Here is a 24723-nt window from a genome sequence, read left to right as displayed (position 1 = left end):
TCTGTGTAGAGATATGATATCTATCGAAGCTATTCTCCAGCTGCTCTACATTAGTTATGTGTTGATCGAGTCACATGACTATAAAAACCATGATCAACTTACCATTTTGTATTTGTCCTTTGTCATGGTTTAGCCCACTGGTCATTGCGACTGGTGGGCTTTTTTCTATGTGTTATAATTGTAGTGTAGAGTTTGACATCTATCATAGTTATTCTCTAGACACTCTACGAATAGTTATGTGTTAATGTGAGTCACATAACTATTAAAACCGTGATATCTTACCATTTTGTATTTGCTCTTGGTCATGGTTTAAACCACCAGATTATGCGACTGGTGGTTTTTTTACGGGTTCTATAAAAGATTGTGTTAAAATATCTGTATAGATATTTGGTATATTTAACCATCTATCTAATTGTCTTGATTAGATTCTTCTAGATTTTGTTTACTTACTACAATTTTCGTTGTGTTTTATCTCATCTTATTAGTTCTTTGTAACTAGGATAGAACATTTATTAAAGGGCCACTGGTCATTGAGACTAGTGGCTTTTTTGTTGTGTTTTCTACTATATGTTATGTGGTCACTATTTGGTCACCAGCCATTATTCTTCAATACATCATTTTTATTGTATAATTGTTTGGTCATACCATAAATCGCAGTATCGCCATAGTACTTACCGTCAACATACCTGTCTCCTTGTAAAACCCCCTCTAATTTTAATCCTAACTTATCTAATACTCTTCTAGAGTTCACATTCAAACTATCTGTCATGGAATAGATACGAACTAAATTTAATTTTTCAAAGGCTACGGCCATTATTTCTAAATAGGCCTCGGGAAGGTACCCATTTCCCCAATAATGTTTATCTATTATATACCCAATCTCAGCTGATTTATTTTTTTCATTCAAATGTACTTCAATGGTACCAATCATAGCCTTATTGTCATTCAGAACAATGGCATATTTTCCTATAGGGTCTCCAATCCAAAAATTCGCCATGACTTCTAAAAATACTTCTTCTGACGAAAATGTATCTAAATACCTCGTATTGTCTGGATCACTACTATAACTATACATACTATTAAAATCTTCTAACAGCACAGGACGTAAAATCAAACGTTTGGTTCGCAAGTTAGAATGTTGCATTAATAATTTTTTTATACTAGACAAAATATTTACCCCTCTATTATTATTCGTGTGTAGATATTAAATGTGACTTTAAAATTCGCATTTAACTTGTTCTTTTAATTTAAAACATAGCTTTTCATATCTTAATAATTCCAAATATATCATTTTTTTAATGTCATCATTTAGTATGAATTAATATGTTTAATCATTATATATCGAAGCGCCATGATTAACAATCACTCTACTCATCAATAAATTTAATTGTTTTTATTGTAGTACTAATACTAGGTTTGTTGGCTTTCAGGTCTACAATTTTCATTTTGTTTTATCTCATCTTATTAGTTTGTTAAAACTAGGATAAAGCATGTAAAAAAGCCCCACTGGGTAGAGCTGTCACTCTATCTAGTGGGGATTTTTTGTATTTACATAGTAAGAAAGTTACTGCTCGTTTACTGCATTAGGGGTAAAAACATTGATATAATAACACTCGCTAGTCCCACCAGTTGCATCGATATAGTCTTAGAAATGTTGATACAATAGCATTTCTAAGACTTGTTTTTTATTTTGTAGTAAATTTATGGCACTTATTTTAGGCAATCAACTTGTTATTATTGAATTTGATCATTGACTAGGTTATAATAGTATACGTTGTGTTTGTGGAATCTCACAAACTGCAACCACTCATGGCCTGTATTAAGCAATTCTTTGAATTCGCGGGCATTGGTGAGTCTAAGTTTTTACAAAAATTTTTATGGAGGTCTACAGACTCATGGCAGCATATGCAATCATTGAGAACGGTGGAAAGCAATACAAAGTTTCTGCCGGCGACGTTATTTACGTCGAGAAGTTGGATGCCGCAGAAGGTGACAAGGTTGTCTTTGACAAAGTTGTCTTCGCTGATGGCAAAGTAGGTGCACCTTACGTTGAAGGTGTTACTGTATCAGGAACTGTTGAGAAGCAAGGTAAGGAAAAGAAAGTTGTTACTTTCAAGTACAAGCCAAAGAAGCACTCACATGCTAAGCAAGGTCACCGCCAACCTTATACTAAGGTTGTCATTGACTCAATTGCCTAAGCCATCGGATAGGAGGATTTAAATCATGCAATTAAATTTGAATAACTTGACGATGCTTGCTCACCACAAAGGTGGTGGTTCATCAGCCAACGGTCGTGACTCAGCTGGTCGTCGTCTAGGTACAAAGCGTGCTGACGGTCAAGACATCAAAGCTGGATCAATCATTTACCGCCAACGTGGTACTCACATCTACCCAGGTGTTAACGTTGGTCGTGGTAACGATGATACATTGTTTGCATTGACTGATGGTGTTGTAAAGTTCGGTCGTTTGGGCCGTGACAAGCGCCAAGTATCAGTTGTATCTCGCGAAGAATACAAAGAAATCATCGCTAAGTAATTAGCAATCATAAAAGAACTCTACTAATTTTGGTTAGTAGAGTTCTTTTTTATTGTTTTTTCACCGACTAATTTGTATAACTTAAGTTTCAATTGAGCCTGGTTTAATATTTATGAAAGTTCGGGCACATAGAATAATGATATTGAAATTACAGAAATTATTCGGAATGGGAGAAACAAAGATGAATTTTATAAAACGAGCAGGGATTACTCTGTGGGCCCGTAAAGGTCGTACGATTTTGTTAATGATTACTGCCAGCGTTATTTTAATGTTTGTAATGGCAGGTTTGATTATTCAAAATGCTGCATTAACGTCGGCTAAAACAGCAACCAATTCTGTTGGGTCAACAGTTACCTTGTCACAAAATCGAGAAAAAATGATGCAGAAGATGCAAAAGCAAATGTCATCAGATACTTCATCAAGTAATCAAAAACCAACGTTTACTCAGGCAACGACAACCGTTACAAAGGTAAAAAAGATTGCGGCATTATCAAATGTTGCATCATACAATATATCGACGAGTACTTCCGTTAATGCGAGTGGCTTTAATGCCGTTTCAACAACATCTTCATCAAACCAAAATGGTATGGGTGGGCAAATTTTTGGTAACTCTTCAAGTTCTGGAAACATTCAAATTAATGGTGTTAGCACAACTGCTGGTTCATCAAGCTTTTCGGATAACACAGCGAAAATTGTCAGTGGTCGTGGAATCAAGACAAGTGATGAGAATAAGAATAATGTCGTAATCGAATCTGAATTAGCCACGGCTAATAACTTAAAAGTTGGCGATACTATCAAAGTTGCTGATTCTTCAGATTCATCGAAGAAAACGTCAGTTAAGATTGTTGGTATCTATAAAGCTAAGACAACAACCAATGGTTTCTCAAGTCAAGATCCTTCAAATACAATCTATGCATCATATACATTATCAAATAAATTAGCGGGTACTGAGGGAAAGGTTTCAAATGTTACCTATACTATGTCAGATCCATCAAAGACACAGGCCTTTACAAAAGCAGCGAAGAAGGTTTTGAACGATTCAAATATGACATTGACGAGTGATGCTGCAGCTTATAAGGCGGCTGCCAAGCAAATGAAAGGCGTTGCTAGCTTTGCATCAAAGATTGTTTGGGTTGTTGCAATTGCCGGTGTTTTGATTCTTGGCTTGATTATTCTCTTAATAACACGTGAACGTCGCCGTGAAATTGGTATCTTAGTTTCACTGGGTGAAACTAAGATTAAAGTTGTTGCACAATTATTTACTGAACTATTAATTGTCTTAGCAGTTGCATTAGGTATTGCAACTGCTGCAGGAACTGCTGTTTCAGGTCCAATTTCCAATAGTCTTGTGCAACAACAACAAAGTTCACAACAATCTGCCATGAGTCAAGGCGCACCTGGTGGTGGAATGAATAAATCAGGTGGTCAAGGACAAGGCAATCGTGCACCAATGAATGGTGGTGGCATGAGAACGGGTAGAACAGCTAACAAAATGACGAATATAAATACAGTTCTGACGCCAGGAGCAATTGCTGAGTTAGGTGGGATGGCAATATTAATCGCTCTGTTATCTGTTAGTGGTGCCGGTATTACGATTCTACGTATGAAACCAAAGAAAATTTTGCAGGCTGATTAGTCTGAGAGTGAGGAAATAACATGACATTAACCATAAAAAAATTAACGCATTGGTACACAGATGAATCGAATAAATTGTATAGCGATGTTAACCTTGAATTCGAACCAAGTAAGTTTTATGCGATTGTTGGCGAGTCGGGCTCAGGGAAAACAACGATTTTATCTTTTCTGGCTGGTTTAGATGCACCACGTGAGGGTGAAATCGCTATTGATGGCCAACCAATTAATGAAATTGGATTAACCAAATATCGGCAGCATTATGTTGCCACAATTTTTCAGTCTTATAATTTACTGACATCGATGACTGCTTATCAAAATATTGAAACGGCGCTAGCGGTGACTGATTCTTCACATAAAGGTGATCGCCAGTATATTGTCGACCAATTAGCCCGAGTTGGTATTGATAAAGAAAAAGCATTTAAAAATGTTCAGAAGCTTTCTGGTGGTGAACAGCAACGTGTTGCAATTGTTCGTGCATTACTTGTTGATGCCCCAATTGTCGCTGCTGATGAAGCGACCGGAAATTTAGATCATGAAAATTCAGAGTTGATTGTTGATTTGTTTAAAGAATTAGCCCATGAATACAGTAAGACCGTTATATTAATTACTCATGATCGTGATATCGCGGAGGAAGCTGATATTCAAATTGAATTAAAGGACCGCCAATTTACAGTTAAAGGGTAATTAGGTGTTTATCAATGTTATGGTGTACGATAGAGGTAATCTTTCTACAGGAGGGTAGGATATGATCAATTTGTGGGTGCATCTCATGACGTGGTTAGTACTTATTATCGTTGCATCACTAGCAGTTTTTACCTCGAATCAGAAGGTGAGTGTCGTTAGTATGATGATTGCACGTCTGGATTATGTTGTTGCGATTGCAACAGGTATTGGATTATTTCATTATGCTTATCAGTCGAATCCTATATTAACAATTGTGAAGGTTATTTTGGCGATTTTGTTGATTGGAATTGTCGAAATGAGTTTTGCAAAGAAAAAACGACAGCAATTAAACAAAAATTTTGCGATTATCGTGATTGTGTTAATTTTGTTACTGGGATTATTTGGTATGTATTTAGCAAGTGGCTTCCCGTTTTAAAGATTTATCTTGAATTAAATATCATTTATTCCGGCAAGAATTTGTTTCAAATTTTTGCCGGATTTTTGTTTACTAGAATTCTGTGATCTTAAAAAAAGTGAAATGGTCCGTGAAACTTGGTGTGCATATTGTATACTAGAATTATGACAAATTCTGCACTAGAAAAATTTAATGTCACCACCTTGACGGAAAATCAAGTGGAACAATTAACAAAAATAGAAAATTATATTCAAAAACAATTGCAACAAGCTACTAACAGCGTTGTTGTTATTGAAGGTGCTGCTGGTACTGGAAAAAGTGTTATTTTAACAAAATTATTTGAAAAATTGCAGCAGGGCACCAAAGAATCTGATAGTGCTTACTATGGATTGAAGAATAAGTTTACTGTGAATCATCCAGAATTATTGAAAGTTTATCGGGAATTATCTGAGACGGTTACTAGTTTAAAAAAAAGCGATTATATGCGACCAACGTCGCTAATTAATCAGGCACATAAAAATAAGCAACGTTATGACGTGATTGTTGTTGATGAAGGGCATTTATTATTATCTAAACCAGAACCTTATATTCGTTTTAAACAGGATAATCAGCTAAGTGAGTTAATTAAACTGGCACGGGTTGTGATCGTTGTGTTTGATTTTAACCAGGTAATGCAGTCAAAAATGTTTTGGAATCGCACATTACTAGAAAAATGTCTGGCACCCTACCCACATCAAACTTTTGAACTGACTATGCAATATCGAATGCAAGCACCAGCCAGTGTCCAAACATGGATATCAGCCTTGGCCACAGGAAAAATATTATCTTTACCAAAAGATGTGGGTCATTATGATTTAAGAATTTTTGAACGAGCTGCCGATATGTATGCAACAATTAAACAGCGTAATGAAGCAGTCGGTTTATCTCGAATGTTGGCGACGACTGGTTTTGTAAAACGTTCAGCAACTGAACACAATGTCTATCTTGATGATTTTAACTTGCCTTGGGATGAATATGATGTTCAAACGACACCGTGGGCAGAACGGCCTGCATCCATCAATGAAGTGGGATCAATATATACGATTCAAGGATTTGATTTAAACTACGCGGGCGTCATTTTAGGGCCACCATTTATGTATGATGAGGAAAACGACCGGATATTTATTGATACGGATAAAGTGACTCATCGTGAAATATATAAGAAAACGCCCCATATTACTGATGAAAAAGCAATGGAAGAAATGAAGCAATCAGTGATGTTTCATGTATTAAACATACTATTAACCCGTGGCACAAGAGGTTTATATTTAACAGCAGCGGATGATAAATTAAGAAATCGTCTCGGGCAACTGTGAATGAAGCACAAAAAAGAGACTAAGAATAATTAGTTCTTAATCTCCATGCTTTGGACACAGGAAAACAGTTAGGGGTATTACGCTACCGTTATCCTGTATGAATTTAGTATACGCTAAACTTTGCTCAAAAGGTAACAAATTAGAAAATTACGTTGGAAAAAACGTTGCAATAGTGGAACAATTATTAAAAATAAGTGAGGTATCATGGTGAAATTTTTGACAGAAGAAGAGCTACAAAAGACTTTTGCGTTAGCCAATGATGCAGTATATTTTGCAACATCTGATGGTCAGACGAAGTATTATGGATTTGGCAAGCAGGCTGAATTAATTGGGGCTTCTTTTACTCAGGTAAAAACTTGGCTTGCAACGCTTAAAAACGATGAAAACAAACCGGTCTTCGGTGGGTTTGCCTTTGATGAACAGCAAATTGCTGATTCGGAATTGATGAATGGCTATTTTATTCAACCAGCAGTTGTTTATGACGTGATCAACCATGAAATGTTGGGCCAACCAATTGATTTAGTTCGCCAGACAACAACTTTTGATACAAGCATTGTGCAGATAACTGATGAAACGGATTGGCCATCACGAATTCAAACAGCGATTGATGACATGAAACAGAATAAACAACATGAAAAAGTTGTGTTGGGACGACAACGTCAAATTACTTTGTCAGATCCATTAGATGAACAACAATTACTTTCAAAGTTACAACATTCACAACCAACGAGCTATCACTTTGTTTTAAAGCATTGTGGCGAGTTGTTTGTATCTGCAACACCAGAGCGGCTAGTTAAGGTTACTGGGGGCCAATTATCAACGGCGGCTGTGGCTGGCACAATTAAACGAGGTGTTGATTCGGTTAGTGATCAAGCCCTGGCTGATGAATTGTGGCATGATTCAAAAAATCGTGTGGAGCATGAAACAGTCGTTGCCGAAATTAAGGAACGATTGCAAGCAGCCAATGTAAAATCATTACAGGTACCAGCTGAACCACAAATTTTAAAAACCCCACAAGTACAACACCTATATACGCCGATTACTGGGCAGTTAGCATCAGATTCAAATTTGCTACAAATTACGGCTGAGTTGCATCCGACACCTGCATTGGGAGGAAAGCCACGTGATTGGGCACTTTCGGAAATAGCCCAGATAGAAAAAGTGCCCCGAGGTTTATTTAGTGGACCCATTGGTATGATGACTATGGATGGTGATGGTGAGTTTATTGTTGGTATTAGATCGATGTGGTACCGTAAAAATTTAGCAACTTTATTTGCTGGAGCAGGTATTTTAGCAGCGTCTGATGCACAGATGGAGTACCAAGAAACGGGATTAAAATTACTACCCATGATGAATTTATTGAAGGAGCAGGTAAATAATGATTGACAGTTTAACACGCAATATTAAGCACTTACTAACATCACTTGTTTTACAGGGAGTTCATGATTTTGTTGTCTCACCAGGATCAAGGACAACGCCCATTGCTTTATTGTTAGCCGAGATGCGACAGCTTCGTGATGATGTTCGAGTAACGGTCGATGTCGACGAACGTTCAGCAGCATTTTTCGCATTAGGTATTGCAAAAACTAGTCATCAGCCAGTTGTTTTATTAGCAACGTCAGGGACGGCTACTGGTAACTATTTACCTGCTTTTATGGAGGCCAGTATCTCACATGTGCCTTTAATTGCACTAACAACTGATCGACCAACTGAATTACAACAAGTTGGGGCGCCACAAACTGTCCAACAAGAAAATTTGTATGGGCGCCATACGAAAGCCTATGCAGCCATTGAAATGCAAGACGATCATGAGGATGTAACGGCGTATATTGATTATCATGTTCAGGAGTTAGTGGGGATGGCACTAACTCATCCAATGGGACCAATACAAGTGAATCTACCACTGCGTAAACCACTAATGCCAAATTTGGCTGAAGCATGGCCAACCGTGACGCCACAACGAATCTTAGTTGGTCAACGACAAGCTGGTTGGCAGAATACCCAAGCAATTGCAGCATTGTTACGTAAGCCTAAGGCAATGATGTTATTGGGACCCGATGAAATTGGATGGGATATTGAAAAGTTAGAACAGTTAGCTGCGCATTATCAGTTACCTGTTTTAGCTGATGTTTTGAGCAATTTCCGACCAAGTGAATATGCAGTTAACGGCATTGATAGTTTATTAGCCGCTGATGTCATTGATGACTCTTTGATACCAGATATTGTTCTACGTTTCGGTGGGACACCAGTCTCAGCAAAAGTGGTTGCATGGTTACGCGATAAAGAAATTCCAGTTATTCAAATTGGTCAAGAACATGCGGGACACGACCATGGTCGGCATACACATACGACCGTTATTGCAGATCCTGATGCAGTTGTTTCAGATTTATTAGCTGAACCCGGAGTTAAGAATGCGACTTTCTTAACTCAGTGGCAAAAATTAACACGTAAACTCATGGCAGTCGTCGCAGCAGAACAGACGGATTCATTAGAGTATCAAGTACCCGCGGCTTTGGCAACTTTGCCTGAAAATGCAAAACTATTTATCGCTAATTCAATGCCAATTAGAGATATGGATAATTTTTTTGTGCCAGAGCAACAAGTTCAAATTGCCGCTAATCGAGGTGCAAATGGTATTGATGGAACAGTTTCATCGGCATTTGGCATGGCTATGTCTGGTAAACCAACCACATTATTAACGGGTGATTTGACGTTATTCCATGATATGAATGGGTTAATGTTAAGTCATCAGGCGCATGTACCAATGACAATTGTTGTCATCAATAATCAAGGTGGTGGTATTTTTTCATTTTTACCACAAGCGGAGGCGGCTGCTTACTTTGAACCAATGTTTGGCACACCATTGCCTATTGTGATTGAACGGATTGCGCATTTATATGATGCGGAGTATAAATTGGTTGATAAACTCGAAACGTTATCGGAATTAATTCGCAAACCAGCCACACGATTACGAATAATTGAAATACAAAGTAATCGTCAAAAGAACGTTACAGCACATCATGATTTAACAAGTGCAATCAATGAGGCGCTGTCATGAGAAAACAGGTTAGCATAAATGGCTATGAATATGAGTTGGAAATTCAGGGTACGGGAAAACCAACCTGGCTTTTTTTCCATGGATTTATGGGTAGTTTAGCGGATTATCAAGGCATTACACCTACCGGTACTCGTATTTATATGAATTTATTAGGATTTGGTTCTAAGTTTAAAACAGTCCAGCAGCCACAACGTTTTATGGGACGGCAACAAGTGATGGATATTTGTCGACTATTAGATAAACTATCAATTAATAAAGTAAACTTAGTTGGCTATTCAATGGGAGCCAGATTAGCACTTGTTTTTGGTAGCACCGTACCCAAGCGCATCAACCACTTAGTTTTAGAAAGTGGTACGGCTGGCTTAGTGACCCAGAATTTGCGGCAGCAACGAATTATTGCGGATATTCAAAAAGCAGATCGTGTTGAGCAAGTTGGGATGTCAACGTTTATCCATGAATGGGAGCAACTCCCCCTATTTAAAAGTCAAAAAAGTATGTCGACTGCACAACAATTATTTATGCATGAACAACGGTTAAACCAAAATGCACAAAACGTTGCTAATTCATTGCGCTTTTTTGGAACCGGGGCAATGTCAAACTTATGGTCAGAATTAGCGTATATGAATATACCAGTGACTCTAATCACTGGTATGAATGATCATAAATTTACTAAGATCAATCAAAAAATGCAGCAACAACTGCCAAACGTACAATGGTGTCAAGTACCACAAGCCGGGCATAATGTTCATTTCGAACGACCTAATCAAGTGATTGATATTTTGAATACAATTAATCACTAGTAGAATAGTTGGGAGGTATTCGTTTTGCAGGTGCAACAAATAAAAATTTATCCGCTATCCTTGACCTTGAAGTCACCATTTAAAACTGCTCATGGGACAACCTTACAGCGGCCCATTACATTGGTAGCTGTAACATTAACTAATGGTATTACAGGGTATGGTGAGATACAGTCCTTTACAGATGATCAATATGTACCTGAAATACATATGCAGTCTCTGGAAATGGTCCAGCGCATGGCTAGGCAGTTAATTTCGCTTGATTTTGACACACCACAGACAGTTTCTGAATGGTTAACTAATATCAGTCATTTATCATTTGCGAAGTCAGCCGTTGAAATGGCTTTTTGGGATGCCTATGGTAAACAAATCAAACAGCCATTATGGTCAATGATTGGTGGTCAAGAAAAACAAATTGCTGTCAGCTCGGTAATTGGCATACAGGATAATTGGCAGCAAACGCAAGCCGTTGCGAATAATTTGATTGGGCAGGGTTACCGGCGGATTAAAATTAAAATTGACCGACAGACGGATATCACGAGTATAAAAAAATTACTCGCACAATTTCCAGAACAAATGTTTTCATTGGATGCGAACGCTTCATGGTCAATAGACGACATTGCACGTTTAAAAACATTGGATCGTGCCGGGTTAGCATTGGTTGAGCAACCCTTTCCGGCTAGTGCATGGTTTGAACATAAAAGCGTCCAACAGCAGCTTAGTCATTTACAATTGAGTTTGGATGAATCGTTAAATGGATTAGCAGATGTTAGGCGAGCCATTACTGAACGAACCACGCGTGCATTGACCATTAAACAAGGCAAACTAGGTGGCATCGAGCAGGCTCACCAAGCAATTAATTTAGCAACGAAAGCCAAATTAAATCCATGGATTGGTGGCATGCTAGGTAGTGGGTTGGGTCGTGCGGTGGATTTGGCATTGGCCAGTCTGCCAGGAGCAAACCACGTGCCTGCGGATAGTGCACAATTTGATCATTATTTTGAAGCCGATATTGGCCATGATTTACCTGACGTACATCAAGGATATTTACCACTACCTGAGCATGATGGAATTGGTGTGGCAATTGATTGGCAGACTGTAGCGGAGTATTTAATACATGAACCCATCGTTTACCAATAAGCTAGTGTTACAATTTGATATAATGAAAGTAATATAGAAATGAGGGCTAATATGACTACGAGAATTGAAAATGTACGGCAAGTATTTACACCCTTAAAGATTGATGGGTTACTAGTTGCTAATGGGACTAATATGCAGTATTTAACAGGATTTACTGGTGGTACTGGGGATGGACTCGTTTTAATTGGTAAGGATAAGGCTGCATTAATCACGGATTCACGATATGAGGACGCATACCGTAATCAATTACCAGCAGGTGTTGAATTATTAGTTACCCGTAATTATTGGGGCGTGGCAATGGCTGCAGCACGCCGTTTTAAGATTGAAAAGTTGGGATTTGAAGATACACTAGCCTTTCGTGACTTTGATTATATCGATGAAAATTTTGTTGGCACTGACATTGCACCAGTTCCTGATTTAGTAGAAGCATTACGAGAAATCAAAGATACTGATGAGTTGAACAAGTTACGTCATGCTGCGGATGTTGCTGTTGCCGGCTTTAATGATTTGTTGTCAGAATTACATGTTGGGATGACTGAACGTGAAGTAGCTAATCTATTAGATTATAAAATGAAACAACATGGTGCCGACAAGCCCTCATTCGATACAATCGTTGCTTCGGGATATCGTGGAGCACTGCCACATGGTACTTATTCAGATAAACCAATTACTCAAGGTGAACTAGTAACAATTGATTTTGGTTATTATGTTGATGGCTACACCTCTGATATTACGCGTACAATTGCTTTTGGTGAACTAGATATCGAATCGCAAAAAATTTACGATGTCGTACTACGCGCACAAAAAGCAACAATTGCGGCTATTAAAGATGGCGTTTCGGTCAGTCATTTAGATGATGTGGCTCGTCAGATAATTACTGATGCTGGTTATGGTGAGCAATATACTCATTCAACAGGACATGGTGTTGGTCTGGATATTCACGAAGGACCAATTCTTTCAGGACATGTACCAGCAGAAGAGCAGATTAAGGCGGGTATGATTCTAACAATTGAACCAGGAATTTATGTGACTAATAAAGGTGGCGTTAGAATTGAAGATGATGTTATTGTAACGCCGGATGGCTTTGAAAACTTAACTGAGGGCATCACAACAGATTTGATTGTGATTGATAGATAAAATATGGCATTAGAATATTTAACTTTTTATCAAGGTAATTTAGCAACTGGTTTTGATTATATTTATGCAAAGAAGGTTGAAAATCATGCATTTTATATTAATGCACCGGCCAGCCTTGATGCAGCAATTATGGATATTACAGCAGAAAGTTTCGATTTTTCACAAGAAAATCAACGCAATATTTTGACCGATAAAGATTTACGACAATTCTCATCGGTTTGGCAAAATATTACTTTTCAATGGCCGAATATTGAACGCCAGCTAGAATTAATAACCGCAGATTGGCAGTCAGAATATCAGCAACAATCCCCTGGTCCTGTAAAAGAATGGGGATTGACAGTAAAACGGGATAATGAAGAAAAACCGTACCAAATCATTGGTTATAATGATTATCCAGAAAATTTCTCGCAATTTGTACAGTGGCTAAATAGTTATGCGGGTGGTAAATTGCGTTAAGAAAAGGGGCTGACGATGGATTTTTTTATTGCAGATACACATTTTTATCACGAAAAATTATTATTAAGTGAACATTTTTCACCACGCCCATATGATAATTTACCAGATGAACATGCTGGTTTGATTGATGCTTGGAATCAACGTGTTGATGAACAGGATACGGTCTATCATCTTGGTGATATTGCGATGATGAATCACGTTCGTCCCGAGAAACATGCACATGAACTTGTGGCAGATATTTTGAATCAGCTACAAGGGCATATTGTTTTTATTAAGGGAAATCATGACTCACGATCCCTATTTAAGTATCTGACAGCACACAACCCGGTTTTGGTTGATGGCAATCCAAAATTTGATTTTGAAGATGTGGGACGTATTGTCAAAGCCAATCATCATCAATTTTTCTTAACGCATTACCCATTAATTCTTGGACAAACGCAAAATAGTATTAACTTGCATGGTCATATTCATCATACGATGGTTGCGATACCCGAGAATATTAATGTTGGTGTTGATAGTGCTGATTTGGATTATCTGCCAGCTGATAAAAAACCAGTTTGGGGAAGCCCGCTATCTCTAGAAGAAGTTGAAGTGATTATGCAACGTAAACATGACGATTTCGCAAAACGGAGGTGAAAGAATGTCGGATCAAATATCAATTTTGCATACGAATGACCTGCATTCTCATTTGGAACGCTGGCCAAAAATTCGCCGTCATTTATTAACTCGTAAACGTCAATTAGTGCGCGATGGATATAGTGTCTTAACTTTTGATATTGGTGATTTTATGGATCGTCAGCATCCGTTGACAGAGGCAACGTTTGGTCAAGCGAACATCAGTTTAATGAACGAAATTGGCTATGATGGTGTAACCATCGGTAACAATGAAGGACTTGGCTTAAACCATGATCAACTTAATCATTTATACGATGATGCGAATTTTCCGGTTATTTTGGGAAATCTACGTGATCGTCAGTCCAATAAATTACCTACTTGGGCAATGCCATATCGTATTATTACCACCAGTAAAGGTACCCGTATTGGCATTTTAGGATTCACTGCACCATTTGAGCTGACCTATCCACTGCTAGGTTGGACGCCTGAGCGTATTGATGTTGCCTTAGCAAAGATATTGCCTGAATTAGCGGGTAAAACTGACTTTAATATATTACTTTCTCACCTTGGATTGCCTATGGATCGCTATATTGCCGAGCGATATAGCGAGATTCAAGTAATTATTGGTGCTCATACTCACCATTTACTCGAACATGGTGAAAAGCATGCTAATTCATTATTAGCTGCTGCTGGTCGTTATGGCGATCATATTGGAAGAATTGATATTGAGATTGAAGATGGTAAATTAGTTAGTATGCAAGCACGCACGATTGTAACTGATGATTTGCCAGCTGTTTACGGTGATGACATTGAAATTAATGGTTATCAAGCTAGTGGCGAGGAGCAACTAACGAAACAAGTGGTCGCAATATTACCAGAAGATTACCATATGGAATTAGATTTCGATCATCGTTTGATTGATTTGGGCTTAGCAGCATTGATGGCACGCACTAAAACCGATATTGCCATGTTATCAACAGGTATGTTTTTAAATGATTTACCAGCTGGTGTGGTTACAGCAAATGATTTGCATGCCCTATTACCACATGCTGTTCATCCGATGCGAACAATTTTACAGGGACGTGAGTTATGGCGATTAGTTCATGAAATAATGAAAAATAATCGTTTTTTGGAAAATCATCGTTTAAAGGGGATGGGTTTCCGCGGTAACCTGTGGGGCCAAGTCGTTTGGTCAGGGTTAACGATTGACGAAAATGGTGATGTCTTTATTCATGATCAACCAATTGAAATGACAGCGTACTATACGATTGGTGGGTTAGATCACTATTTGTTCATTCCATATTTCCCAACTTTGGAAATTATGGGCCAAAATACATTATCATACGATACTGTATTAAGAGAAGACTTTGCAAATTATTTACATAAAGAATTTGCACCATAATTATAGAAAGAAAAACTATGAATCGAGAACGCATGAAAGAATTAGCTGATGCACAGTTTATTGAGCGTCAAGCTAGCACAGCAATCACTACGGGTGATACACCAGAGGATATTTTTATTAATGAACGCCCATATCGATTAGTAAAAAATTATCGGGAAGCCTATGATCAACAAAAAATGGCAGCACGTTTTAGTGACTTCCTGGAAAAATATGATTTTATTGTGGGAGATATTGCGGCAGATCAATTACGGCTACAGGGGTTCTACAAGGATGGTACAAAAGGCATCGCACGTAGTCAACAAATATCAGCTTTGCAAGACTTTTTGTATGAAGAAGCTAATTTTGGGGCACCCTTTTTTGTTTTAGAGAATTTGGCACCACATGAAGTTGCTGACGTTGAAGAAAAAGAAGGCACTAAGTCTAAGAGACGCCGTCGCCAACATCGGCATAGTAGTAATGGCGCGGCAAATAAAAAACATACGAATAAGCAGCAGAGTCATGGTGGTACGCATCGTGAAAATAAAAAACATAAAAGTACACCGGTGACAAAAGAACGGGTCAATTCTGGAAACAATCCTGAAAAGCATGTCGCTAAACGTTCAAATTCTGTTGCTACTTCTGGTTCAAAAAAACGGCGCCATTTTCAAGTAAGGGAACGTTCAAAAAATAAAACAAAGGATAAGGCATAATATGGCATTACACTACGATGGATATTTAATTGATCTGGATGGTACGATCTATCAAGGAACAAAACAATTTCCTAGTGGTCGTCGTTTCATTAATCGTTTAGCGGCTAGTCAGACAAAATATTTGTTTGTGACCAATAATTCAACGAAAACACCTGAGGCAGTCGCTGAAAATTTAACCAATAATCACCAAATTCCAACGACGCCAGAACAGGTTTACACATCTGCCATGGCCTTGGCTGATTACTTAGAAAAGTTTGATCAAATTCATCGTGTATTGATGATTGGAGAAGAAGGATTAGAGCAAGCCTTATTGGCTAAGGGCTTTGAACTAGTAACTGAAGCACCCGCTGATGCAGTTGCAATTGGTTTAGATCGAGCGGTTACTTACGAAAAAATTCTGCAAGGTACATTAGCCATTCAACAAGGAGCCATGTTTGTTGCCACTAATCCAGACACCAATTTGCCAACTGAACGGGGGATGGTGCCTGGTGCTGGTTCAGTGGTTGCCTTTTTGGCAACGGCAGTTAGACCCGCACCAACTGTTATTGGTAAGCCAGAACATATTATTATGGATGGTGCGCTAGATAAATTACAAATTAAACGTCATGAAGCAATTATGGTTGGTGATAACTATAATACAGATATTAAGGCGGGGTTGAGTGCGGATATTGATACATTATTAGTTTATTCGGGTGTTTCGAAAAAATCGGATGTATTAAAACAAGCCAAACAACCAACACATTGGGTTAATTCATTAGATGATTGGACCATTGAAAAATAACATTGATGACTCGTCAGTCTGGTTAGTAAAAAAATAGCTAGTGCTGGCGTTTTATTTTGTGCTGTTGTGAGAGCGAGACAAAAGTCGTAAATTGCGTTACGTTGAGACTTCAGCTTTTTGGAACGCATTTATGCTATCAAACTGACAGGCTTATAATATTATATATTTTTAGCTAAAGAGATTGCGTATTGTCTTTTGTCCTAGCCTCATGTTAAAACATGTCGGGGATACCTTGATGAAAAAAATTATCTTTCGTTTAACGACAATGGGTGTTTATGAGCAGACAACCTATTTAGGTAAGTGGACTGATGCAACTAATCAGTCGATGTACCAAAAATTTCGTGGTATGTGTGAGTCACTTAGCCCAAATGGGCACATGCAAATTTTTGATGACGGATTTGCAAAGAATAATCCAATGAAGTGGACAATTTTAACACAGGTTTGGGCATACGCTTGGGCGGATTTATGTCATATAGCAGTACACCAGTCTGATCGATGGCTTGAATTGAATGACAGTGCAACTTGGTGTGAACGCAAGTGTTATGGTATCACAGAGCAATCGTTCGCATTACAACCAACATATTTGCGGGCAATTTATTTAAATCAAAAATGCCTATCGATTGATAACGAGACAATTTGGACAGTGAGTGAAGAGTATTTATACGGCTGTCAAGTCATAACCTATATGTTGAGCCAGTATTGTCAACTAACTATCTTGAAAATTCGATCAGTTGAAACTAATCAATGGGTGGGACAACGGATGGTGGTGACATCTTGTAAACCAGTGTTTATATCAATTGGCTTATCAACTAAAGATGAGTGGGTAAGTAATAGTCCATTACGGAAAATTGGAAAACATGTTTTTTATAGGGCACATGATAAACTAGTACTAGAAACGCAGTTATTTAAAAAAACATTTGGTCATCAACGTCAATTATGGGGAAATTACTGGCAATTATTTGATATTGTATGGGAAAAAGACTATTGTTGGTCAAAATTATATCGTCGTTTAATGTATGAATTACATCTCGTAAAATCAATTGAAGAAATTCAACGATTATTGTGGGCACCTCCGTTAGATGTTACCGGAGATTTCAACTGTTTGACTTGGCAATGTGATTGGTTACCAATTCTTACTGGTTTTTGGCATCAACTAATTGGTGGTTGCTTTGTTGGTGAGCAATTAGTTATTGAACATTGGCCACGATTACCTCTGATAGGCAGGCGTGAATTATTGTTTGACCGTGATGGACAAAAAATAAAAATTAGGCAAACAAACCAGCAGATGGTCGTGCAGCCAAGCAAACCATTAACTGTGATAAGTCAGCATCGAAAAATACAATGTTCACGACAATGTTGGACGATTATTTGGGAAAATTATTAAATGTAAAGGAAAAATTTACAAAAAATAGGTATCACATTTACAAAGATTAGAGATAATAAATATATGGTCATAGCAAAATAAATTTAGGAGGCGTTCACGAATGAAACGCAATTGGTTGATAAGTGCTGCAATCGTGGTTGTTGCTGGCTGCCTATTAACATTTGGTTACGCAACGCGACAAAAAAATAGTGGTGTGAATATTACTGCAGTTGGATCGACAGCATTACAGCCACTAGTAGAGGCAGCAGGAGAAGATTTTGCTGGCAAAAATCTTGGTGTCTATATCAATGTACAAGGTGGTGGTACGGGTACCGGATTAGCACAAATTCAATCCGGTGCAGTTGATCTGGGAAACTCAGATATGTTTGCTGGTGAAAAGGATGGTATCAATCCGAAAAAGCTAGTTGATCATAAGGTCAGCGTCGTAGGTATATCACCGATGATTAACAAAGAAGCACACGTTGATCATTTAACTAAAAAACAATTAATTGCAATTTTTACAAAAAAAGTGACAAATTGGCGCCAGGTTGGTGGTGCTGACTTGCCAATCATACTGATTAATCGTGTGACAGGTTCTGGTACACGAGCTACTTTTGAAAAGTGGGGCCTTGATGGTGCTAAATCAGCGGATTCTCAAGAACAAGATTCTTCAGGAACCGTGCAATCAATGGTTAGCTCAACGCCAGGAGCCATCTCGTATGTCTCATTTGGGTACTTAAATAAGTCAGTTATTTCACCAAAAATTGATGGCGTTGCCGCTACAAATGAGAATGTTATCTCAGGAAAGTGGCCAATTTGGTCCTATGAGCATATCTACACGAAAGGTCAACCAACCGGAGAAGTCAAGAAATTCCTTGCTTATATTGATTCAGAACATATTCAAAAAACACTTGTTCCAAAGTTAGGATATATATCAATTCATGATATGAAAGTTTCTCGTGATGAAAATGGTAAGTTAAATAAAGTAGATTAAGGAGTTTAGGCCATGGATTTAATCCGTGAATCATTATTAAAGAAGTCAAAGGCTACTAAGAAAGATCAATTCGGTCGAGTAATTACTTTTTCAGCATTGTTGTTGATTGTAGTTGTTGTTGTTTCTATTTTTTGGTTTGTCGCCTCAAAAGGTTTGGCAACATTTTTTACTAATAAAGTTAATCTTTGGGATTTCTTGACTGGTACAAAATGGGCCCCAGGGCAAAAAAATGCTCAAGGACAACCTTTAACAGGTGCTTTACCAATGATTACTGGATCATTTTTGGTAACCCTAATTTCAGCGCTGGTCGCAACACCATTTGCAATTGGAACAGCTGTCTTTATGACAGAAATATCACCTAAACGTGGTGCTAGAATTTTAGGTCCCGTTACTGAATTGTTAGTTGGTATTCCTTCAGTTGTTTATGGATTTATTGGTTTATCAGTCATTGTACCCGTTATGCGTCATATTTTTGGTGGCTCTGGTTTTGGTATTTTAGCTGGTGCCATGGTGTTATTTGTTATGATTTTACCTACAGTAACATCAATGACTGTAGACACACTAAAATCCGTGCCCCGTCATTATCGTGAATCGGCATTGGCATTGGGAGCAACCAGATGGCAAATGATTTATAAGGTTATTTTGCGTTCAGCAACACCAGGAATTTTAACGGCTGTTGTTTTTGGAATGGCGCGTGCATTTGGTGAAGCATTGGCTGTACAAATGGTTATCGGAAACGCACCTTTGATGCCCAAAGGATTAACATCACCTTCATCAACCTTGACTTCAATATTGACGCAGGGTATTGGAAATACAGTGATGGGATCATTAGAAAATAATGCATTGTGGAGTTTGGCGCTTATTTTACTATTGATGTCGTTGATCTTTAATATCATTATTAGAGCAATTGCCAAGAAGGGAGCGATATAAGATGTTAAACCCAAAACAAAATGATAAATTAGCAAGTGCCATCTTGTACGCAATTGCTGGATTAGTCATATTGATATTGGCAGCATTAGTGGGGTATATTCTTGTACAAGGTGTACCACACTTGTCATGGCACTTTTTAACGGCACCATCATCATCATTTACAGCTGGTGGTGGTATCGGTGTGCAATTGTTTAATTCGTTTTATTTGCTGCTCATTACAATGATTATTTCTTTTCCAATTGCTTTGGGAGCTGGCATTTACCTACATGAATATGCAAACCAAAAGAGTCGATTGATTCAGCTAATTAGAACGGCAATTGAGATTCTTTCTTCACTACCTTCTGTAGTAGTTGGGTTGTTTGGTTTCTTGCTATTTGTTGTTCAGTTTAAGCTGGGATTCTCGATTTTATCGGGGGCCATTGCACTAACTTTCTTTAACTTACCGCTATTAACGCGTTCCGTAGAAGAATCTTTGCGTAGTATTCCTGATTTACAAAGAGAGGCTGGTTCTGCGTTAGGATTATCACGTTGGGAAACAGTTGGTCACATTATTTTACCGGCTGCAGTGCCTTCTATTGTTACAGGGGTTGTTCTTTCGGCGGGACGCGTGTTTGGAGAAGCCGCTGCTTTGATATATACTGCTGGACAATCAGCACCAGCTTTGGACTTTGGCAACTGGAATCCATTTAATACGGCTAGTCCACTAAATATCATGCGACCAGCTGAAACTTTAGCCGTGCATATTTGGAAAGTTAATTCAGAAGGAATTATGCCTGATGCAACAGCAGTTTCAGCTGGAGCTTCTGCCGTTTTAATTATTGCTGTGTTGCTATTTAACTTTTTAGCACGGTTCTTAAGTAGCGTTTTGTACAAACGCTTAACTGCGACAAGATAGAAAAGAGGATTGGTATTTATGGCAGCAGGATTAAACTTAACGGGTGAACAGCCGGATCGTCATATTTATCATATGAACGAAAATGAGCATGAAATTGCTCTGTCTACAAAAGATTTACAAGTTTATTATGGTGATCATTTAGCATTACAAGATGCCGATTTATCATTTGAAAGATTTAAGATTACATCATTGATTGGGGCATCCGGTTCAGGAAAATCAACTTTTTTGCGTTCATTAAATCGAATGAATGATGACGTTGCTACGGTAAAGGGAAATATTATGTACCGTGGTTTAGATATTAACTCGCAAGATATTGATGTGTATGAAATGCGGAAACATATTGGCATGGTCTTTCAACGGCCAAATCCATTTGCAAAGTCAATTACTGATAATATTACATTTGCTCTAAAGCAACATGGTATGCGTGATAAAGAAAAATTAGCAGAAATTGTTGAAACATCTTTAAAACAAGCTGCTTTGTGGGATGAAGTGAAGGATGATTTGAAAAATTCAGCCTTATCATTATCAGGTGGTCAACAGCAAAGATTAGTTATTGCTCGAGCGATTGCAATGAAGCCAGATATTTTATTATTGGATGAGCCTGCTTCAGCATTGGATCCAATTTCAAGTGCTAAGATTGAAGATACATTGATGGAATTAAAGAAACAGTATACGATTATTATTGTGACACATAATATGCAACAAGCTAGTCGTATTTCGGATTACACAGCATTCTTTCATACTGGTAAAGTTCTTGAATATGATTTGACGAGAAAGATATTTACACGTCCTAAGGTACAAATGACCATTGATTATGTAAATGGTAACTTTGGTTAAAAAGGGAGCTAGAAGATGACACAGAAAATTTTAACAACTGAGAATGTTCATCTTTATTATGGGAAAAAAGAAGCCTTACACGGTATCAACCTTGACTTTAATAAAAATGACATAACAGCTTTGATTGGTCCATCTGGTTCAGGAAAATCAACTTATTTACGTGCGTTAAATCGTATGCATGATTTAACAGATTATGTGACTGTCAATGGTACTTTCATGTTTAATGGCAATGACATTTATGCACCGAATACAGATACGGTTGCTCTGCGACAAAAAATTGGTATGGTCTTTCAACAACCTAACCCCTTTCCATTTTCAATTTATGATAATGTTGCTTTTGGTGTTCGAACGGCTGGGAAAAAAAGCAAAGCTGAATTAGACGAAATTGTTGAAAAATCTTTGAAGCAAGCCGCTATTTGGGATGAAGTTAAAGATAATCTGCACAAATCTGCACTATCAATATCAGGTGGTCAACAACAACGTGTGTCGATTGCACGTGCATTGGCAACTAATCCAGAGATCTTACTACTTGATGAACCAACTGCTGCCTTGGATCCAGGGTCAGCTAGTAAAGTTGAAAATACAATGATGCAATTACGCGATCAATTAACAATGATTATTGTGACCCATTCAATGGCGCAGGCATCGCGTATATCTGATAAGACTGCCTTCTTTATGGATGGCGAGTTAGTTGAATTCAATCATACAAAGAAGATTTTCTTAGATCCTGATAAACAAGAAACACAAGATTATATATCAGGACGCTTTGGATAAGTTGCTTCTTAGGGTATGATAAGAGAAACAGTAGAAAGGAAATATTGGTATGCGACAGTATTTTGATGATGAATTAGCAGACTTAGATACATCCTTTAAAGAAATGGGGTTACTTGTTTCTGAAACTTTAGATGAAGCTGTGCAGGCGTTTTTAGATCATGATCGCGTTGTCGCACAAGACATTATTGAACGTGATAAAGCCATCAACCAGCGCGAAATAGCAATTGAAAAGAAAAGTTTTGAAATGATTGCCTTGTATCAACCGGTGACAACTGATTTGCGTGAAATCATGACGGTTTTAAAAGCAGTGTCTGTTTTGGAACGTATTGGGGATAACGCACGAAACATTGCCATGTCAACCATTCACGTTAAAGGTAATAAGCGGGTCGCTGAAATTGAAGAGACGATTGGTAGTACTGGTTCAGTCGTTGCCAAAATGGTTTCGCAAGTATTAGATTATTATGTTAATGATGATGCTGTAGCAGCTGAGGGAATATCAGAAGTCGCTTCAGGTGTTTCGGATGCGACGAGACATATTCGTGAGCTATCGATTGACGCCAGCAAAGCTGATCCTGAACAGGTAACGGCGGCGACTGACTATTTAGTGGTTGCTGGCTATTTGAAGCGAACGTCTGACTATGTGACTGATATTGCTGAATGGATTATTTATAAGCGAACAGGAAAGATTGTCGAGTTAAATCCTGGAACGTCTTCATTTATCTGATCCTATTTAATATTAAAACAGTGAGCTTAAATCTTGGTTCGCTGTTTTTTGCTATTTAAGTTAAAATGAATGTGAACGAATGGAGGACATGATGCAAACAGTGACAAAAGTGACTCGTCAGCGACGTATGGGACGTTACAATATCTATTTAGATGATGAGTATGCCTTTGCAGTTGATGAGAAAATATTAATTACATATAACTTGTTTAAGGGAGCGTCTTTAGATGATGCTGCTATTGAACAAATAAAGTCAGCAGAATTTGGCCAGAAAGCTTATACAAAAGCATTAACTTATGCAACTGGTCAAATGCGTACCAATCAGCAAGTTTATCTTAAACTGAAAGAACAAGGATATGACCAGCAAATTATTAAGAATGTGATCAGTCGTTTAAAGGATGATCATGTTCTTGATGATGTCACATATGCTGAAACTTACGTTGATCAAGCAAAATCAGCAGGCAAGTTAGGTCCCCGGGGTGTGAAATTTAAATTACAACAAGTAGGTATTGACCAGTTTGTGATTGAGGATGCATTAGCAGCATATACGATTACAGATCAAATTGATGCGTTGACAGAACGGGTTGGTCATTTACTAGAAAAAAATGCACGTCATTCAACATTTTTGGCAGAACAAAAAACGCAGCAAAAATTGCTACAACAGGGGTTTGACCAGCACCTTATACAACAAGCAATCAGTGAATATCGGGCAATTGAAGCACCTGATGCTGATCAAGAATGGGAAAATTTAGATCGAGATGCGACGATAGCAGCGAATCGTTATGCTTCATTTGAAGGGTGGGAATTTAAAAACAAATTAAAAGCGGCAATGTATCGAAAAGGCTATGATTTAAATTTAGTTGATCAGTGGTTAAAGCAAAGAGACTAAGTTGCCAGTGTTTTTTAATGGCTCGCGTGATACAATGAAATAGAAAAAAATTTGGTGAAATTCACAGAAAGCTCAAAATAATGAAAGATAGTCGATTACCACGTGAAGGCGACTTCGTAACTATTAAGAGCTACAAGCATGACGGGAGTTTACATCGGACTTGGCGTGACACGATGGTGTTGAAAACCAGTGAAAATGCAATTATTGGCTTAAATGATCATACATTAGTGACCGAAGATGATGGTCGCCGATGGGTGACAAGAGAGCCAGCGATTGTTTATTTTCATCGTAAATATTGGTTCAACATCGTTGCGATGATACGTGAGAATGGCGTGTCGTATTATTGCAACCTTGCATCCCCATTTGTGTTGGATAAAGAAGCGTTGAAGTATGTCGATTATGATTTGGATGTGAAAGTCTTTCCAAATGGTGAGAAGCGTTTGTTAGATACAGACGAATATGAATTACATAAAGCACGTTGGCATTATCCAGCAGATATTGATTATATTGTGCGTGAGCATGTCAAAATCTTAGTCGATTGGATCAATAATCAGCAAGGGCCATTTTCCGATGCCTATATTGACTTGTGGTATCGACGTTATTTAGAAATTAAACGTCGGAATAGTCAACAATAGTTGTCAT

At 38.0% G+C, this 24723-nt stretch carries 26 protein-coding genes and 1 other annotated feature; of the genes, 25 read left to right on the top strand and 1 reads right to left on the bottom strand.

The genetic code is table 11. From position 1 onward, the window contains the following. Positions 1-589 precede the first annotated feature (589 nt). Complete coding sequence (locus ACQ4QH_RS07400; RefSeq protein WP_439818360.1) at positions 590-1168, bottom strand: GNAT family N-acetyltransferase; 579 nt, start codon at positions 1166-1168, stop codon at positions 590-592. 623 nt (positions 1169-1791) lie between these two features. Next, positions 1792-1867 (top strand) — a sequence feature (ribosomal protein L21 leader region). Positions 1868-1895: 28 nt separating this feature from the next. On the opposite strand from ACQ4QH_RS07400, the gene rplU reads away from it, so the two are divergent. The 25 genes from rplU to ntdP all read left to right on the top strand — a co-directional run bounded on the left by rplU (position 1896) and on the right by ntdP (position 24716). After that, the gene (gene rplU / locus ACQ4QH_RS07395) at positions 1896-2198 is read left to right on the top strand and encodes a 50S ribosomal protein L21 (protein ID WP_040760485.1); all 303 of its coding nucleotides are present in this window, start codon (positions 1896-1898) and stop codon (positions 2196-2198) included. 25 nt (positions 2199-2223) lie between these two features. After that, positions 2224-2535, top strand: coding sequence for a 50S ribosomal protein L27 (gene rpmA, locus ACQ4QH_RS07390; RefSeq protein ID WP_002827793.1), 312 nt, complete (start codon positions 2224-2226; stop codon positions 2533-2535). A 181-nt stretch (positions 2536-2716) separates the two neighbouring features. Further along, on the top strand, positions 2717-4171 hold the full coding sequence (locus ACQ4QH_RS07385) for an ABC transporter permease (protein ID WP_439818359.1): 1455 nt from the start codon (positions 2717-2719) through the stop codon (positions 4169-4171). A 20-nt stretch (positions 4172-4191) separates the two neighbouring features. Next, the gene (locus ACQ4QH_RS07380) at positions 4192-4854 is read left to right on the top strand and encodes an ABC transporter ATP-binding protein (protein WP_439818358.1); all 663 of its coding nucleotides are present in this window, start codon (positions 4192-4194) and stop codon (positions 4852-4854) included. A gap of 61 nt (positions 4855-4915) precedes the next feature. Further along, a complete protein-coding gene (locus ACQ4QH_RS07375) occupies positions 4916-5269 on the top strand; it encodes a YisL family protein (RefSeq protein WP_439818357.1) in 354 nt (117 codons plus the stop codon). Between the two features lie 143 nt (positions 5270-5412). Further along, positions 5413-6603 (top strand): DUF2075 domain-containing protein, encoded by a 1191-nt coding sequence (locus ACQ4QH_RS07370; RefSeq protein ID WP_439818356.1) that lies wholly within the window; start codon positions 5413-5415, stop codon positions 6601-6603. Between the two features lie 204 nt (positions 6604-6807). Next, complete coding sequence (locus ACQ4QH_RS07365; RefSeq protein WP_439818355.1) at positions 6808-7989, top strand: isochorismate synthase; 1182 nt, start codon at positions 6808-6810, stop codon at positions 7987-7989. Then, on the top strand, positions 7982-9661 hold the full coding sequence (menD, locus tag ACQ4QH_RS07360) for a 2-succinyl-5-enolpyruvyl-6-hydroxy-3-cyclohexene-1-carboxylic-acid synthase (protein ID WP_439818354.1): 1680 nt from the start codon (positions 7982-7984) through the stop codon (positions 9659-9661). The genes ACQ4QH_RS07365 and menD overlap by 8 nt, the downstream gene beginning before the upstream one ends. Further along, complete coding sequence (menH, locus tag ACQ4QH_RS07355; protein WP_439818353.1) at positions 9658-10461, top strand: 2-succinyl-6-hydroxy-2,4-cyclohexadiene-1-carboxylate synthase; 804 nt, start codon at positions 9658-9660, stop codon at positions 10459-10461. The genes menD and menH overlap by 4 nt, the downstream gene beginning before the upstream one ends. Positions 10462-10491: 30 nt before the next feature. Beyond that, a complete protein-coding gene (gene menC, locus ACQ4QH_RS07350; RefSeq protein WP_439819514.1) occupies positions 10492-11598 on the top strand; it encodes an o-succinylbenzoate synthase in 1107 nt (368 codons plus the stop codon). 39 nt (positions 11599-11637) lie between these two features. Beyond that, entirely contained in the window at positions 11638-12735 is a 1098-nt protein-coding gene (locus ACQ4QH_RS07345) for a M24 family metallopeptidase (RefSeq protein ID WP_439818352.1), read from the top strand. A gap of 3 nt (positions 12736-12738) precedes the next feature. Further along, a complete protein-coding gene (locus ACQ4QH_RS07340) occupies positions 12739-13191 on the top strand; it encodes a phosphoesterase (protein WP_439818351.1) in 453 nt (150 codons plus the stop codon). Positions 13192-13206: 15 nt separating this feature from the next. Beyond that, positions 13207-13827, top strand: a complete 621-nt coding sequence (locus tag ACQ4QH_RS07335) for a metallophosphatase (RefSeq protein WP_439818350.1) — start codon at positions 13207-13209, stop codon at positions 13825-13827. A 4-nt stretch (positions 13828-13831) separates the two neighbouring features. Next, positions 13832-15208 (top strand): bifunctional metallophosphatase/5'-nucleotidase, encoded by a 1377-nt coding sequence (locus tag ACQ4QH_RS07330; RefSeq protein ID WP_439818349.1) that lies wholly within the window; start codon positions 13832-13834, stop codon positions 15206-15208. 17 nt (positions 15209-15225) lie between these two features. Beyond that, complete coding sequence (locus ACQ4QH_RS07325) at positions 15226-15897, top strand: YutD family protein (protein ID WP_439818348.1); 672 nt, start codon at positions 15226-15228, stop codon at positions 15895-15897. A gap of 1 nt (position 15898) precedes the next feature. Continuing rightward, positions 15899-16678, top strand: coding sequence for a TIGR01457 family HAD-type hydrolase (locus ACQ4QH_RS07320; protein ID WP_439818347.1), 780 nt, complete (start codon positions 15899-15901; stop codon positions 16676-16678). Between the two features lie 235 nt (positions 16679-16913). Then, positions 16914-18062: a hypothetical protein gene (locus tag ACQ4QH_RS07315; RefSeq protein ID WP_439818346.1), complete on the top strand. Its 1149-nt coding sequence runs from the start codon at positions 16914-16916 to the stop codon at positions 18060-18062. A 100-nt stretch (positions 18063-18162) separates the two neighbouring features. Further along, positions 18163-19035, top strand: coding sequence for a phosphate ABC transporter substrate-binding protein PstS family protein (locus ACQ4QH_RS07310; protein WP_439818345.1), 873 nt, complete (start codon positions 18163-18165; stop codon positions 19033-19035). A 12-nt stretch (positions 19036-19047) separates the two neighbouring features. After that, positions 19048-19965 (top strand): phosphate ABC transporter permease subunit PstC, encoded by a 918-nt coding sequence (gene pstC / locus ACQ4QH_RS07305; RefSeq protein WP_439818344.1) that lies wholly within the window; start codon positions 19048-19050, stop codon positions 19963-19965. A 1-nt stretch (position 19966) separates the two neighbouring features. After that, positions 19967-20860 carry a phosphate ABC transporter permease PstA gene (gene pstA, locus ACQ4QH_RS07300; protein WP_439818343.1) on the top strand — a complete coding sequence of 298 codons (894 nt, stop codon included), beginning with the start codon at positions 19967-19969 and terminating at the stop codon, positions 20858-20860. Between the two features lie 72 nt (positions 20861-20932). Beyond that, on the top strand, positions 20933-21697 hold the full coding sequence (gene pstB / locus ACQ4QH_RS07295; protein WP_439819513.1) for a phosphate ABC transporter ATP-binding protein PstB: 765 nt from the start codon (positions 20933-20935) through the stop codon (positions 21695-21697). 15 nt (positions 21698-21712) lie between these two features. Beyond that, on the top strand, positions 21713-22471 hold the full coding sequence (gene pstB, locus ACQ4QH_RS07290) for a phosphate ABC transporter ATP-binding protein PstB (protein WP_002827753.1): 759 nt from the start codon (positions 21713-21715) through the stop codon (positions 22469-22471). 49 nt (positions 22472-22520) lie between these two features. Further along, positions 22521-23195 carry a phosphate signaling complex protein PhoU gene (gene phoU, locus ACQ4QH_RS07285; RefSeq protein ID WP_330155150.1) on the top strand — a complete coding sequence of 225 codons (675 nt, stop codon included), beginning with the start codon at positions 22521-22523 and terminating at the stop codon, positions 23193-23195. A 91-nt stretch (positions 23196-23286) separates the two neighbouring features. Further along, complete coding sequence (locus ACQ4QH_RS07280; RefSeq protein ID WP_439818342.1) at positions 23287-24081, top strand: RecX family transcriptional regulator; 795 nt, start codon at positions 23287-23289, stop codon at positions 24079-24081. An 80-nt stretch (positions 24082-24161) separates the two neighbouring features. Continuing rightward, positions 24162-24716, top strand: a complete 555-nt coding sequence (gene ntdP, locus ACQ4QH_RS07275) for a nucleoside tri-diphosphate phosphatase (RefSeq protein ID WP_002827750.1) — start codon at positions 24162-24164, stop codon at positions 24714-24716. Positions 24717-24723 lie beyond the last annotated feature (7 nt).

Origin of the sequence: Weissella paramesenteroides, from assembly GCF_051903945.1 — a bacterium.
Taxonomy (GTDB): domain Bacteria; phylum Bacillota; class Bacilli; order Lactobacillales; family Lactobacillaceae; genus Weissella; species Weissella paramesenteroides_A.
The sequence above is the reverse complement of the archived record's forward strand: the minus strand, read 5'-3'. Positions and strand labels throughout refer to the sequence as shown.

What these genes read in the sequence shown, in the direction of transcription:
- pstA (WP_439818343.1), top strand. Translation starts at nt 19,967, where the DNA reads ATGTTAAACCCAAAACAAAATGATAAATTAGCAAGTGCCATCTTGTAC.
- ACQ4QH_RS07310 (WP_439818345.1), top strand. Translation starts at nt 18,163, where the DNA reads ATGAAACGCAATTGGTTGATAAGTGCTGCAATCGTGGTTGTTGCTGGC.
- ACQ4QH_RS07335 (WP_439818350.1), top strand. Translation starts at nt 13,207, where the DNA reads ATGGATTTTTTTATTGCAGATACACATTTTTATCACGAAAAATTATTA.
- pstC (WP_439818344.1), top strand. Translation starts at nt 19,048, where the DNA reads ATGGATTTAATCCGTGAATCATTATTAAAGAAGTCAAAGGCTACTAAG.
- ACQ4QH_RS07375 (WP_439818357.1), top strand. Translation starts at nt 4,916, where the DNA reads ATGATCAATTTGTGGGTGCATCTCATGACGTGGTTAGTACTTATTATC.
- phoU (WP_330155150.1), top strand. Translation starts at nt 22,521, where the DNA reads ATGCGACAGTATTTTGATGATGAATTAGCAGACTTAGATACATCCTTT.
- ACQ4QH_RS07345 (WP_439818352.1), top strand. Translation starts at nt 11,638, where the DNA reads ATGAGGGCTAATATGACTACGAGAATTGAAAATGTACGGCAAGTATTT.
- ACQ4QH_RS07365 (WP_439818355.1), top strand. Translation starts at nt 6,808, where the DNA reads ATGGTGAAATTTTTGACAGAAGAAGAGCTACAAAAGACTTTTGCGTTA.
- ACQ4QH_RS07370 (WP_439818356.1), top strand. Translation starts at nt 5,413, where the DNA reads ATGACAAATTCTGCACTAGAAAAATTTAATGTCACCACCTTGACGGAA.
- menH (WP_439818353.1), top strand. Translation starts at nt 9,658, where the DNA reads ATGAGAAAACAGGTTAGCATAAATGGCTATGAATATGAGTTGGAAATT.
- ACQ4QH_RS07280 (WP_439818342.1), top strand. Translation starts at nt 23,287, where the DNA reads ATGCAAACAGTGACAAAAGTGACTCGTCAGCGACGTATGGGACGTTAC.
- ACQ4QH_RS07340 (WP_439818351.1), top strand. Translation starts at nt 12,739, where the DNA reads ATGGCATTAGAATATTTAACTTTTTATCAAGGTAATTTAGCAACTGGT.
- ACQ4QH_RS07325 (WP_439818348.1), top strand. Translation starts at nt 15,226, where the DNA reads ATGAATCGAGAACGCATGAAAGAATTAGCTGATGCACAGTTTATTGAG.
- ACQ4QH_RS07315 (WP_439818346.1), top strand. Translation starts at nt 16,914, where the DNA reads ATGAAAAAAATTATCTTTCGTTTAACGACAATGGGTGTTTATGAGCAG.
- ACQ4QH_RS07330 (WP_439818349.1), top strand. Translation starts at nt 13,832, where the DNA reads ATGTCGGATCAAATATCAATTTTGCATACGAATGACCTGCATTCTCAT.
- pstB (WP_439819513.1), top strand. Translation starts at nt 20,933, where the DNA reads ATGAACGAAAATGAGCATGAAATTGCTCTGTCTACAAAAGATTTACAA.
- ACQ4QH_RS07385 (WP_439818359.1), top strand. Translation starts at nt 2,717, where the DNA reads ATGAATTTTATAAAACGAGCAGGGATTACTCTGTGGGCCCGTAAAGGT.
- rplU (WP_040760485.1), top strand. Translation starts at nt 1,896, where the DNA reads ATGGCAGCATATGCAATCATTGAGAACGGTGGAAAGCAATACAAAGTT.
- ACQ4QH_RS07380 (WP_439818358.1), top strand. Translation starts at nt 4,192, where the DNA reads ATGACATTAACCATAAAAAAATTAACGCATTGGTACACAGATGAATCG.
- menD (WP_439818354.1), top strand. Translation starts at nt 7,982, where the DNA reads ATGATTGACAGTTTAACACGCAATATTAAGCACTTACTAACATCACTT.
- rpmA (WP_002827793.1), top strand. Translation starts at nt 2,224, where the DNA reads ATGCAATTAAATTTGAATAACTTGACGATGCTTGCTCACCACAAAGGT.
- ACQ4QH_RS07320 (WP_439818347.1), top strand. Translation starts at nt 15,899, where the DNA reads ATGGCATTACACTACGATGGATATTTAATTGATCTGGATGGTACGATC.
- ntdP (WP_002827750.1), top strand. Translation starts at nt 24,162, where the DNA reads ATGAAAGATAGTCGATTACCACGTGAAGGCGACTTCGTAACTATTAAG.
- pstB (WP_002827753.1), top strand. Translation starts at nt 21,713, where the DNA reads ATGACACAGAAAATTTTAACAACTGAGAATGTTCATCTTTATTATGGG.